Genomic DNA, 11909 nt, shown 5'->3' with positions numbered 1-11909 from the left:
AGGAACCCATTACCGGCGCCTTAAGCGCTCTTTCCCACAATCACACCCAGGCGTGGTGCCGGGGTCGATGGGAGCGAGCCGTGACGCACGAACCGGAGCAGGAACACACCAGGGGCGAGGAGCCGATCGAGCCCGAGCTGCCACCCGGCGAGATCGTCACCGGCCCCGGCGGCGCCGACCACTCGGGGCTGCGCCGGGTGTGGGAGCGGCAGCCCGTGCGGGCGCGGGCGGTGATCGCCGCGGCCACGGTCGGTGTGCTGGCCGTCGGGGGCACCGTAGCCTACGCCGCGACCTCGGGGAGTTCGGGGAGTTCTGAGGGCGCGGTTCCGGCGGCGGCCTCCGCACCGTCCGGGTCGGCGTCCCCCGACCGCGACGGGCACCGGTTCGGCTTCCGGGGCGGCGTGCACGGCGAGGAGACCGTCAAGGACCCCGACTCGGGCGAGTGGGTCGTACGGATCTGGCAGCGGGGCACCGTCGAGAAGGCCGACGGCGACCAGGTCACCGTCAAGAGCGAGGACGGCGCCTCCTGGACGTGGACCGTCGACGACGACACCAAGGTGCTCGGTGCAGACGATGCCGACGCGCTGAAGAAGGGTGACACGGTCTTCGTGAGCGGCAGGCTCTCCGGCTCCGACAGGTCGGCCACGCGGGTCTTCAGCGGCGACCTGGGGAGCGGTGGCCTGGGGAGCGGCGACTCGGAGAACGGGCGGCACGGCATGCCCGGCCACGGCCCGGGTCACTGGCACAGCGGCGGCCCGTCGGCCGAGGGCACGGCTTCCTGAGGGTGCTCGGGGGCGGTGTTCCGCCGCCACGGCAGCAGGGCCGGTGTGGCGAGCAGCAGGACACCGGCCAGCGCGATCGCCGTACGGGTGCCGAGCAGGCTGCCCAGGAGGCCCCACAGGGCGGTCATGCCCGCGGTGGTGAGCTTGCTGGAGACGCCCCAGGCGGAGAGGGTGCGCACCACCCGGTCCGGCGGGGTCAGTTCCAGCCGGGTGGTGGCGTACACCGGGTTGTAGACCCCACAGCAGAAGATCACCCCGAGTTCGACGACCATGACCAGTACGAGCCCGGACATGCCGGGGCCCACGAACGCCAGTCCGAGCGGGAAGCAGGCGCGCAGCACACCGAAGGTCAGCAGGACGCGGTGCTGTCCGTACCGCGCGGCCAGGGGGCGGGCCAGTCGTGAGCCCAGCAGGCCGCCGAGGCAGGGGACCGCGAAGGCGAGGCCGTACTGCCACGGGGAGAAGCCGAGCGGGCCGAGCATCAGGACGGCCAGCAGCGGGGAGCTCACCATGATCAGCGCGTTGACCAGCGCCGTGTTGATGAACAGGGGGCGCAGCAGGGGGTGGGCCAGGATGTACCGCCAGCCCTCCAGGAGGGAGCCCTTGGTGGTCGGGGCGGGCTCGGGGCGTGGTTCACCGCCGCCGACCGCGCGGATGCCCAGGGCCGACAGCAGATAGCTCACGGCGTCGGCCACCACGGTCGTCACCGGCCCGAACAGCCCGATCATGGCCCCGCCGACGGGTGGTCCGAGCACGGTGGCGGTCCAGGTGGTGGCCTCGAACCGGCCGTTGGCGACGAGCAGGTCCTCGCGCGGGACGAGGGCCTTGAGGAAGGCCCCGGAGGCCGCGGTGAAGGTGATGTCGGCCGCCGCGACCAGCACCGCCACGACGAGGAGCTGCTCGAAGGTGAGCCCGCCGAGCGCGTACGCGGCGGGGACGGTGAGCAGGGCGACGCACCGCACCAGGTCCATGGCGACCATCACGGGCCGCTTGTGGCGGAACTCCACCCAGGGCCCGAGCGGCACCGCGACCACCGCCCCGACGGCGAGCCCCGCGGCGGCCAGGACCGCCACCTCGGCGGGCCCCGCGTGGAGCACGATGACGGCGATGAGAGGGAAGGCGTCGAACGCCAGCCGCGTGCCGAACGCGCTCACCCCGTAGGCCGCCCACAGCCACCCGAACCGCCGCCCCAGCGACCGTTTCCCGCCCAATTCCGCGCTCCCTCCTGGACAACCCCGCGTGGACGGAGACATCCAAGCGAGTGGAGGGACGGCAGATCAAACAACCGACGCGCTCCGGGCGCCACAACTGTGGGTTGTACCCGTAGGCTCCGCCCGTGGATCTCGATGCCGTACGCACCTTCGTCGCCGTGGCGGACGCGGGGCGCTTCCAGGAGGCCGCCGCTCAGCTGTCGATCACTCAGCAGGCGGCCTCCAAACGCGTGGCCGCGCTGGAGAGGGACCTCGGGGCGCGGCTGTTCACACGCACCCCGCGCGGTGCCCGGCTCACCATCGACGGGCAGGCGTTCCTGCCGCACGCACGCGAGCTGCTGCGCGCCGAGGAGCGCGCGGCGGCCTCCGTACGACCGGGCAGCCGGGCGCTCCGCGTCGACGTGATCGGCCGACGGCTCGCGCCGGCGGGGCTGCTCCGCGACTTCCACCGGGTCCATCCCGACGCCGAACTCGACGTCGTAACGCTCTTCGACGCGGACGCGGCGCTCGCGGCGGTGCGCTCCGGCACGATCGACGCGTCCTTCCGGGCCGTCACCCGGCCCGTACGACGGCTCCCCGAGGGCATCGAGGCGCTACGGGTCTACGACGAGCCGCTCCAGCTCGTCACCGGCCCCGCCCACGCGCTGGCCGCCGCGCGCTCCGTGACACCGGCGCGCCTCGCCGGGCACCGCATCTGGATGCCCGGCCTGGTCGCGGGCACCGAATGGACGACGTACTACGACGATCTCGCGACGGCGTTCGGGCTGACCATCGAGGCCACGGGCCCGGACTTCGGCACCGAGCCCCTCCTCGACACGATCGCGGACTCCGCGCTCCTCGCGACCTTCGTCGGCGAGCGCACCCACCTGGTCTGGCCCGCCCACCAGGACGTCCGCCGCATCCCCGTCCAGAACCCGACCCCGGTCTACCCCCACTCCCTCCTCTGGCGCACGGACAACCCCCACCCGACCCTGACGGCCCTGCGCACCCATCTGCGCGCGGCGTACCCGAACGATGAGGCCGTGTGGACGCCTCGGTGGGCGGAGGAGAGCGCGTGATCATCCGCGACACGACACTCTCGGACGCCGACGCCGTGTACTCCCTGCTGACGGAGTTCGCGACCAGCCACCGGCCCGAGCGCGGGGTCTTCGACGAGGTCACGTTCCCTCGGGTTCTCGGGGCGGCGGTACAGGGCGGTGCCGAGTTCCTGGTGGCCGAGCGGGAGGCTCGAGTGGTCGGCTATGTGCTGGCGCTGCGCCTGCCCACGCTGTTCGCCGGCGGCACGATCCTCGAACTGCTGGAACTCACCGTCGCCGTACCCGAGCGCGGCCGGGGCACAGGGTCCGCGCTGATCCGTGCCGTCCAGGCCAGGGCGCGGGAAGCGGGGGACGTCGAGGTGACCGTGCCGACCCGCAGGGCGGCGGGCTTCTATCGCACGCTGGACTTCCAGGAGACAGCCGCCTATCTCAAGTGGCCGGTCGGTCAGTGAGGGTGGGATCCGATCACCACGTGGGCGTACCACTCCTCCGAGACGGCCAGGTGGGTGGTGAGGCCGGATCGGGTGAAGGCTGTGACGGCCTGGGGGGCTTGGCGTTCGCTCGTTTCCACCAACAGGCAGCCTCCGGGGGACAGCCAGTCCGTGGCCTCGTCCGCCACGCGGCGCAGGATGTCCAGGCCGTCGGTGCCTCCGTCCAGGGCGACCAGGGGTTCGTGGTCGCGGGCCTCCGCGGGGAGGAGGCCGACCTCGTCGGTGGGGACGTAGGGGACGTTGGCCGCGAGGATGTCGACGCGGCCGCGCAGGGCGTCGGGGAGCGCCTTGAAGAGGTCGCCCGTGTGGGCGTGGCCGCCGGCTCGGGCGATGTTGCGGCGAGCGCACTCCACTGCGGCCGGGTCGATGTCGGCCGCGTGCAGCTCGACCGGGCCGAGCGCGTCGGCGAGGGCGGCTCCTACGGCGCCCGAGCCGCAGCACAGGTCCACCACGACCGACGCGTCCGGCGCCTGGGCGAGCGCCTGCTCGACGAGGAACTCGGTACGGCGGCGGGGCACGAAGACGCCGGGGGCCACCGCGATGCGCAGGCCGCGGAACTCGGCCCAGCCGACGACCAGTTCGAGAGGGTGGCCGGCGACCCGGCGGTCCACCATGGCGGCCACCTCGTCCGGAGTGCGGGCGGCGGCGAGGATCAAGCGGGCCTCGTCCTCGGCGAAGACACAGCCCGCGGTGCGGAGCGCGACGACGACGGAGTCGTAGGACGAGGAAGACGACGGATACGACGAAGACAGTGAGGGCATGGAAGCCGAGGGCCTTTCGAGAGACGAAGGGCGCTCCAGCGGTCACCTACAGACGGTGATCCGCGCCGACGCGAAGGGCGAGCACCCGGACCGACACAGCGTTGATGGGTCTCACCTCCTCGGTACGTAACGGCTGGCACACCCTATCCCACCGGCAGGAGTTGTACTCTGCAACCAGAACGACGAGGGAGGTCCCGTGAGTTCGGCCGGCGCGGTGGAGACGATCCAGCACGAGATGACGGTCTTCGCGCGCCGGGCCCGCGCCTCGGCGGGGCGCCTGCATCCCGAGCTGTCCCTGGTGTCGTACACCCTGCTCGGGCATCTGGAGGAACGCGACGGCTGCCGCGCGACCGACCTGGCCGCCCACTACGCGCTGGACAAGTCCACGGTGAGCCGCCAGGTCGCCGCGCTGGAGCGGGCCGGCCTGATCGAGCGGCGCCCGGACCCGGCGGACCAGCGGGTCCAGGTGCTGCATCTGACGGAGGCAGGGCTGAGCGTCCTCGGCCGGGTCACCGTGAGCCGCCGGGCGGCCGTGAGCGAGCGGCTCGCGGACTGGTCTGAGGAGGACCTGGAGCGGTTCGCCGGGTATCTCGTGCGCTACAACGCGTGGTCGGCACCGGAGGAACACGGCGGCTGAGGACGCTGAGTCAGGGCGCCGCTACGACACCGCCTCCGGCAGCCGCTCCGGTGCCCGGGCCGCCAGGAACGCGGTTCTGCGGCGCAGCCGGAAGCCGAGGGACTCGTAGAGCCGGATCGCGTTGGTGTTCCCGGCCCCGGTGTGCAGGAACGGCGTCTCGCCGCGCTCCCTGATGCCGTGCGCGACGGCGAGGATCAGCCGGGTCGCCAGGCCCTGGCCGCGGACCGCGGGGTCGGTGCAGACCGCGCTGATCTCGGTCCAGCCCGGCGGGTGCAGCCGCTCCCCCGCCATCGCGACGAGGGCGCCCTCCCGCCGGATGCCCAGATAGGTGCCCATCTCGACGGTCCGGGGCAGGAACGGGCCGGGCTGGGTACGGGCGATCAGGTCGAGGATCTCGGGCACGTCGGCGGGGCCGAGACGGACCGCCTCCGGATCGGGCGCGGCGGCGAGGCCGTCGTCGACGAACTGCACGCCCTCGACGTGGAAGGTGGTCTCCCAGCCGTCGGGCAGCCGCCCCACGAATCCGGCCAACGGGATGTCCGCGCCGGGCCCCGCGAGCGCCGCGAGGTCCGCCCAGTCCGTGGCATCCGGGTCCTCGGGCAGCGCGAGCCACGGGGACATGTCCACGGGGTAGCGCAGGACTCTGCCGCGCCGCTCGGCGAAGTGGGCGTGCGGGCCGGTCAGGGAGGCGAGGGCGGGGTTGTCGAGGACGTGCGGCGCGGAGTCGCTCATCGGGCCACCTCGATCACGATCTTGCCGCGTACGTGGCCTTCCTCGACCGCGCGCAGCGCCTCGCCCGCCTCGGCGAGCGGGAAGGTCCGGGTGACGTGCGGGTCCAGCTTCCCGCCGGTGACGAGCCGCGCGACTGCTTCCAGTACGGCCGCGTCGCGGGCCCTGGTCACGCGGGCGCCGCCCAGCTCCCGTACGACGTCCTCCGGGGCGCCGGCGGTGATCAGCTTCGCCCGGTCGGTGACCAGGTCGGCCGCCTCGGTGAGTACGTCGCCGCCGACGAGGTCGTAGATGCCGTCGAGCCCGTCCGGTGCCGCCGCCCGCGCCCGCTCGGCCCAGCCGGGCCCGGAGGGGACGTGGACGGCGCCGAGCGACTCGACGAAGTCCTTCTTGCCCTCGCTCGCGACGCCGACCACCCGCAGTCCGAGGGACCGGGCGATCTGTACGGCCGCCGCGCCGACCCCACCGCCCGCGCCGGTGACCAGCAGGGTCGCCCCGGCAGGCAGGTCGAGCTGGTGGACGCCGTCGTAGGCGGTCGCGGCGGCGACGGGCAGGGCCGCCGCGTCGGTGAAGGAGAGTCCGGCGGGCTTGTGGGCGGTGATGGCGACCGGCACCAGGGTGTACTCGGCGTAGCCGCCGGTGAGGGTGTTGCCGAAGACCTCGTCCCCGACCGCGAACCCCTCGACGCCCTCGCCGATCTCCTCGACCACACCGGAGACCTCGCTGCCGAGCACGGCCGGGAAGGTGCGGTCACCGGTGTCGCCGGGCCGCCGGTAGCCGGAGCGGATCTTCCAGTCGACGGGGTTCACGCCCGCCGCGCGCACGGCGACCAGGAGCTGGCCGGGACCGGGGCGCGGCCGGTCCACGTCCACGAACGCCTCGGTCTCCGGTCCGCCGTACCGTGTGAAGACGTACGCCTTGGGCATCTGCTTCCTCACTCTCCTCGCAACGCCACCGGGGCACCGGCCCCGGCATTGAGCGCCAAGGAGTCACGCTCGGCTGCTATTCCCGGGCCCGCGCACTGTTCATACGGCCGCAATGATCGGGGCACTGACCAGGGACGGAGCACGCGCGGTGACAGCGTACGGTTGATGCATGAACGTCACCCGAGGCTTCACCGGACGCCCCCGCGTCCACAATCCGGGGCTGCCTCCCGGACAGTACGACGCGGGCGACGACTGGCCCGTGCTCTCCGCGGAGGTCACCCCGGACCTGTCCCCCGCCGACTGGACGTTCCGGGTCGACGGGCTGGTCGAGGAGCCCCGGACCTGGGACTGGGACGAGGCGCACGCGCTGCCCTCGTCGGAGTACGCGGGTGACATCCACTGTGTGACCAGCTGGTCGAAGTTCGGGGTGCGGTTCGCGGGGGTGTCGCTGGACGCCTTCTTCCATGTGGTCCGGCCACATGTGTCCGCCACCCATGCTGTCGCCTACTCGCACACGGGATACACCACCAACCTCCCGCTCGCTGACCTGACCGGCGGCAGGGCGTGGATCGCCTGGGAGTACGACGGCAAGCCGCTGCCCGCCGAGCACGGTGGTCCGGCGCGGCTGCTGGTGCCGCACCTGTACTTCTGGAAGAGCGCCAAGTGGGTCGCGGGCATCCGGCTCCTCGACCACGACGAGCCCGGCTTCTGGGAGCAGAACGGCTACCACGCGCGGGGCAACCCGTGGGAGGAGCAGCGGTACTCCGGTGACTGACCTCTCGACCTCCGCACCGTCCCCCACCGCGCCGTCCTCTGCCGCGCCGTCCCCCTTCGCGCCGTCCACGCGGTTCGCCGTGCCCGGCCGGATCGCCGTGAGCAACCGGGCCGCCGCCGTGTGGCAGACCGCCACGCTCACCGAGATCCGGCGCGAGACCCCGCACGCCGCCACGTTCCGCTTCGCGGTGCCCGCGTGGGCGGGGCATCTGCCCGGCCAGCACCTGATGCTGCGGCTGACCGCCGAGGACGGCTACACGGCCCAGCGCCACTACTCGATCGCGTCCCCGCCCGAGGACAGCGGGCACATCGAGTTGACCCTGGACCATGTCGAGGGCGGTGAGGTCTCGGGCTGGTTCCACACCGAGGCGAAGCCCGGTGACGAGGTCGAGGTGCGCGGCCCGCTGAGCGGCTTCTTCGCCTGGCCCGGCGACCGGCCCGCGCTGCTGATCGGCGCCGGCTCGGGCGTCGTACCGCTGATGTCGATGGTGCGGCACCACCGCGCGCGTGGGCTGTCGGTGCCGCTGCGGCTGCTGGTGTCGGCGCGCGGTCCCGAGGAGCTGATCTACGCGCGGGAGTTCGGCACCGAGACGACTCCGGTGTTCACCCGGAGCGCACCCCATGGTGTGCCGGTGGGTCGTATGGGGGCCGCACATGTGGCGCCGCTCCTGGCCGAGCAGCCCGAAGGTGGGTGGGAGGCCTATGTGTGCGGCTCCAACGCGTTCGCCGAGCACGCCTCGCGGCTGTTGGTCGAGGCGGGCCAGCCGGTGGACCGGATCCGGATCGAACGCTTCGGCTGACGGAGGCGGAGGCGGAGGCGGGGCGGAGGCGGAGGCGGAGGCGGAGAACGGGGGCGGAGGACGAGGGCCAGGGGTTCACCCACACATGTGCCCTGTCCCACACGTGACGCGCACCCATGGGCGGGTACTAGATCTGTGTGGCACTCGCAGTCGTGCGCGGTGCGGAGGTCTGGATGCGAACCCGGGTGCGCGGCTGGCGCTGGCGGCGCAATCCGCTCAGGCGTCGGTCGGATGTCGTCGAGGCGTGGGCGATGCTGGTCGTCGCGGTGCTGTTGGCTCTGGGCGCCCCTTTGGCCGGGGCCGCCGTCGGCTGGTGGGCCCATGACGACGCCCGTGCGGTGGCGACGCAGCAGCGGGCCGAGCGGCACCGGGTCCGGGCCGAGGTCGTGGACCGGACGCCGGACTCGCTGCCCGCGGTCCAGGGCGGGCGCGAGCGCTCGTACCGGGCCGAGGTGCGCTGGACGGACACCGGGGGCACCGCTCACACGGCGGCGGCCCGGGTTCCGTCGGGCACCCACCAGGGCGACAGGGTCGATGTATGGCTCGACGCGCGGGGCAGGGCCGTCCCGCCCCCGCCCGACGAAGCGGCGATCTGGCAGCACACCGTGACGATGGGGGCCTGTGGGGCCGCCGCCGCAGCGGCCGTCATCCTGCTCGGACACACCCTCGTACGCGGTGCCGCCCAGCGTCGCCGACTGACCGACTGGGAACGGGACTGGGCGCTCACCGAGCCGCAGTGGACGCGCCGCAGGGCCTGACCGGCACACGCGGCATCCTGCCGACGCCGATCCCGGAGACGCTGCGGGCTCCGAGGCCCACCGGAGCGGCCTGCCCCACCGCTCTCCTACGACACCCCTTGGAGCCGGCGCGCGATCGTCCCGTGCGTGCGCAGCACGTCGGCCAGCCCCGGCAGGACAGGCTCGCCCCGGTCCACCAGCACCCTCCCGCCCACCACCGTGGTCCACGCGCGAGCGGGCCCGCAGCGCAGCCATGCCTCCACCGGGTCGGTCAGCGCGCCCGCCAGCGCCACCTCGTGCAGGTCCCAGACGACGAGGTCGGCGCAGGCTCCCGGCCGCAGATGACCGAGTTCGTCGGCGCGGCCCAGGCAGCGGGCCGACCCCTGGGTCGCGAGGTCGAGGGCGTCACGGGCGGTCATCGCACCGGGGCCGCCCCGATAGCGCCCGAGCAGCAGCGCGTTGCGCGTCTCCATCCAGAGCGAGGCGTGGTCCGTGGAGGCGGAGCCGTCGCAGCCGATGCCGACCGGCATCCCGAGCTCACGCATCTCCTTCACGCGCGCGGTGCCGCCCCCGATGAGCATGTTGGAGCTGGGACAGTGCGCCACACCGACGCCCGCAGCAGCAAGCCGCCGCAACTCCGCGTCGTTCGGGTAGATGCAGTGCGCGACCCAGGTGCGGTCGCTCATCCACCCGGTCTCCTCGAAGTACTCGACGGGCCGGCAACCGTAGGTCTCCAGGCAGTAGGTGTCCTCGTCCTGGTCCTCGGCGAGGTGCGTGTGCAAGCGCACGTCGTACCGCTCGGCGAGTTCCGCGGTGGCGGTCATGACCTCCTTGGTCACCGAGAACGGCGAGCAGGGCGCGAGCGCCACGCGGACGAGCGCGCCCGGCTCCGGGTCGTGGTGGGCCTTGATCAGCCGCTCGCTGTCGGTGAGCACCTCGTCCATGGTCTGGGTGACGCTCCTGGGCGGCAGACCGCCGTCCTCGACGGAGCGGGTCATGGAGCCGCGGGTCGCGTGGAAGCGGAAGCCGATCTCCCGCGCGGCGCGGATCTCGGCGTCGACGAGGCCGGGCCGCGGATGGACGTAGAGGTGGTCGGAGGACGTGGTGCAGCCGCCCATGAGCAGTTCGGCCATGCCGACATACGCCGAGACGTAGGCCGCTTCCTCGTCGAGCGCGGCCCACAGCGGGTAGAGGGTGGTCAGCCACTCGAAGAGGGTGCCGCCGACCGCGGGCGCGTAGGAGCGGGTGAGGTTCTGGTAGATGTGGTGGTGCGTGTTGACCAGGCCCGGCGTGACCAGGCGCCCGGCGGCGGAGACGGTCGTACGGGCCTCGGGTTCGGTGCCGGCGGTGCCCACGGCGGTCACCCGACCACTGGACACGGCCACCCAGCCGCCCGGGATCTCCCGCTCCCCGTCCACGACCAGCAGTCCGGCGTCCTTGACCAGCAGATCCACGGCTGTCGACATGGCGTCATCGTAGCCAGCCGGCACCGCAAAGGCCTGGCGAGTCGTCGGACCACCCACGTACGGTGTGATCATCCGCACCGTACGCTCACAAAGGTGGTCCTGCATGGCCCTGTTCGACCTCCCCCTCGACGAACTGCGCGAGTACCGCAGCGAGTCCACCGAGCCCGAGGACTTCGACGCGTTCTGGTCCAAGACGCTCCAGGAGGCCCGCGAGCACGACCTGGACGCCCGCTTCGACCTCGTCGACACCGGCCTGTCCACGGTCAAGGTGTACGACGTGACGTTCGCCGGATACGGCGGCCACCCGGTGAAGGGCTGGTTCACGATCCCCGCCGAGGTCTCCGCGCCGGTGCCGGTGGTCGTGGAGTTCATCGGGTACGGCGGCGGGCGCGGGCTGCCGCACGAGCACCTGCTGTGGGCGTCCACGGGCCGGGCCCACTTCGTGATGGACACCCGAGGTCAGGGCAGCGCCTGGGGCGGCGGTGGCGGCACCCCGGACCCGGTGGCCGGCGCGCCCGCGTTCCCCGGCTTCATGACGCGGGGCATCGACGCGCCCGAGAACTACTACTACCGGCGGGTGTTCACGGACGGGGTGCGGGCCGTGGAGGCCGCGCGTTCGCACCCGCTGACCGACCCCGCGCGCACGGTCGTGCTCGGCGGCAGCCAGGGCGGCGGTATCTCCATCGCGGTCGGCGGGCTGCTGCCGGACCTGGCGGCGGTCGCGCCGGACGTGCCGTTCCTGTGCGACTTCCCGCGCGCGACGACCACGACGGACCGCCATCCGTACCGGGAGATCGGCCTCTACCTCAAGACGCACCGCGGCCGCTTCGAGGACGTCCTGCGCACCCTGTCGTACTTCGACGGCGTGCACTTCGCGAGCCGCGGCACCGCCCCGGCGCTCTTCTCGGCGGCGCTGGAGGACCAGACGTGCCCGCCGTCCACGGTGTTCGCGGCCTTCAACTCCTGGGCCCACGACGACAAGGCGATCGAGGTCTACGACTTCAACGACCACGAGGGCGGCGGCCCCTACCAGGAGGCGGCCAAGCTGCGCTGGCTGCGCTCGTACGCCTGAGGCCCCGCCCATGGAGACGCGCCGGGCGGCCGAACGCTTCGTCCGGGTGTGGCAGCGGGGCTGGGCCGACCACGACGTGGAGGCGCTGCTCGGTCTGTACGCCGAGCACTGCGTCCACCGCTCGATGCCCTTCCGCGCGCCGCACCGCGGGCGGGGCCAACTGGCCGAGTATCTGCGCTGGTCGTTCGCCCGGGAGCGGGTGACGGACGTGCGGTTCTCGGCGCCGGTCGCGGGGCAGGACGGGGTCGCGGTGGCTGAGTTTCTGGTGCTGGCCGAGGAGGACGGCGCCGCGACCAGCCTCGCCGGGTGCGTCTTCGTGCGCTTCGACGAGGCGGGGCTCGCGGTGGAGACGCGGGACTACTGGCACACGGCCGACGGTCACCAGGAGACCGCGGTGCAGTTCTTCCTCCGTTGAACTTCCCACCCGTCCGACCAGTCGGTATGTTCTGGTTGCCCGGTCCGCAGTGGCGCGGCCCGGGCTTCCGG

14 protein-coding genes are annotated in these 11909 nt (G+C 73.0%); 9 read left to right on the top strand and 5 right to left on the bottom strand.

All coding sequences use genetic code 11. The features are described from left to right. Positions 1 to 80: 80 nt before the first annotated feature. On the top strand, positions 81 to 782 hold the full coding sequence (locus ABZ896_RS16150) for a DUF5666 domain-containing protein (RefSeq protein ID WP_360928207.1): 702 nt from the start codon (positions 81 to 83) through the stop codon (positions 780 to 782). Here the strand turns inward: ABZ896_RS16150 and ABZ896_RS16145 are convergent. Continuing rightward, a complete protein-coding gene (locus ABZ896_RS16145; protein ID WP_360928204.1) occupies positions 737 to 1993 on the bottom strand; it encodes an MFS transporter in 1257 nt (418 codons plus the stop codon). The genes ABZ896_RS16150 and ABZ896_RS16145 overlap by 46 nt on opposite strands. A 125-nt stretch (positions 1994 to 2118) precedes the next feature. On the opposite strand from ABZ896_RS16145, the gene ABZ896_RS16140 reads away from it, so the two are divergent. Together ABZ896_RS16140 and ABZ896_RS16135 are read left to right on the top strand one after the other, a co-directional pair. After that, positions 2119 to 3051 (top strand): LysR family transcriptional regulator, encoded by a 933-nt coding sequence (locus ABZ896_RS16140; protein ID WP_360928201.1) that lies wholly within the window; start codon positions 2119 to 2121, stop codon positions 3049 to 3051. Continuing rightward, on the top strand, positions 3048 to 3482 hold the full coding sequence (locus tag ABZ896_RS16135; RefSeq protein ID WP_360928198.1) for a GNAT family N-acetyltransferase: 435 nt from the start codon (positions 3048 to 3050) through the stop codon (positions 3480 to 3482). Before ABZ896_RS16140 ends, ABZ896_RS16135 begins: the two co-directional genes overlap by 4 nt. Here ABZ896_RS16135 and ABZ896_RS16130 read toward each other — a convergent pair. Beyond that, complete coding sequence (locus tag ABZ896_RS16130) at positions 3476 to 4282, bottom strand: putative protein N(5)-glutamine methyltransferase (RefSeq protein ID WP_360928195.1); 807 nt, start codon at positions 4280 to 4282, stop codon at positions 3476 to 3478. The two genes, ABZ896_RS16135 and ABZ896_RS16130, sit on opposite strands and share 7 nt — an antisense overlap. A 196-nt stretch (positions 4283 to 4478) precedes the next feature. Here ABZ896_RS16130 and ABZ896_RS16125 point away from each other — a divergent pair, with 196 nt between their 5' ends. Further along, the gene (locus ABZ896_RS16125; protein ID WP_360928192.1) at positions 4479 to 4919 is read left to right on the top strand and encodes a MarR family winged helix-turn-helix transcriptional regulator; all 441 of its coding nucleotides are present in this window, start codon (positions 4479 to 4481) and stop codon (positions 4917 to 4919) included. Positions 4920 to 4940: 21 nt separating this feature from the next. Here ABZ896_RS16125 and ABZ896_RS16120 read toward each other — a convergent pair whose 3' ends face one another. Both ABZ896_RS16120 and ABZ896_RS16115 read right to left on the bottom strand, forming a co-directional pair. Next, a complete protein-coding gene (locus ABZ896_RS16120; RefSeq protein ID WP_360928189.1) occupies positions 4941 to 5651 on the bottom strand; it encodes a GNAT family N-acetyltransferase in 711 nt (236 codons plus the stop codon). Continuing rightward, entirely contained in the window at positions 5648 to 6574 is a 927-nt protein-coding gene (locus tag ABZ896_RS16115) for an NADP-dependent oxidoreductase (RefSeq protein WP_360928186.1), read from the bottom strand. Before ABZ896_RS16115 ends, ABZ896_RS16120 begins: the two co-directional genes overlap by 4 nt. Positions 6575 to 6743: 169 nt before the next feature. Here ABZ896_RS16115 and ABZ896_RS16110 point away from each other — a divergent pair, with 169 nt between their 5' ends. From ABZ896_RS16110 to ABZ896_RS16100, 3 genes are all read left to right on the top strand, one after another. Further along, positions 6744 to 7349: a sulfite oxidase-like oxidoreductase gene (locus tag ABZ896_RS16110; RefSeq protein WP_360928184.1), complete on the top strand. Its 606-nt coding sequence runs from the start codon at positions 6744 to 6746 to the stop codon at positions 7347 to 7349. Positions 7350 to 7428: 79 nt separating this feature from the next. Continuing rightward, entirely contained in the window at positions 7429 to 8148 is a 720-nt protein-coding gene (locus ABZ896_RS16105; protein ID WP_360928274.1) for a ferredoxin reductase, read from the top strand. A gap of 173 nt (positions 8149 to 8321) precedes the next feature. After that, on the top strand, positions 8322 to 8906 hold the full coding sequence (locus tag ABZ896_RS16100) for a hypothetical protein (protein ID WP_360928272.1): 585 nt from the start codon (positions 8322 to 8324) through the stop codon (positions 8904 to 8906). 86 nt (positions 8907 to 8992) lie between these two features. On the opposite strand, the gene ABZ896_RS16095 is transcribed toward ABZ896_RS16100, so the two are convergent. Then, on the bottom strand, positions 8993 to 10351 hold the full coding sequence (locus tag ABZ896_RS16095; RefSeq protein ID WP_360928181.1) for an 8-oxoguanine deaminase: 1359 nt from the start codon (positions 10349 to 10351) through the stop codon (positions 8993 to 8995). A gap of 103 nt (positions 10352 to 10454) precedes the next feature. On the opposite strand from ABZ896_RS16095, the gene ABZ896_RS16090 reads away from it, so the two are divergent. Further along, the gene (locus tag ABZ896_RS16090) at positions 10455 to 11423 is read left to right on the top strand and encodes an acetylxylan esterase (RefSeq protein ID WP_360928178.1); all 969 of its coding nucleotides are present in this window, start codon (positions 10455 to 10457) and stop codon (positions 11421 to 11423) included. A 10-nt stretch (positions 11424 to 11433) separates the two neighbouring features. Continuing rightward, positions 11434 to 11838 carry a nuclear transport factor 2 family protein gene (locus tag ABZ896_RS16085; RefSeq protein WP_360928175.1) on the top strand — a complete coding sequence of 135 codons (405 nt, stop codon included), beginning with the start codon at positions 11434 to 11436 and terminating at the stop codon, positions 11836 to 11838. The last annotated feature ends 71 nt before the right edge of the window (positions 11839 to 11909 follow it).

Origin of the sequence: Streptomyces sp. NPDC047072 (genome assembly GCF_040643855.1) — a bacterium.
Taxonomy (GTDB): domain Bacteria; phylum Actinomycetota; class Actinomycetes; order Streptomycetales; family Streptomycetaceae; genus Streptomyces.
The sequence above is the reverse complement of the archived record's forward strand: the minus strand, read 5'-3'. Positions and strand labels throughout refer to the sequence as shown.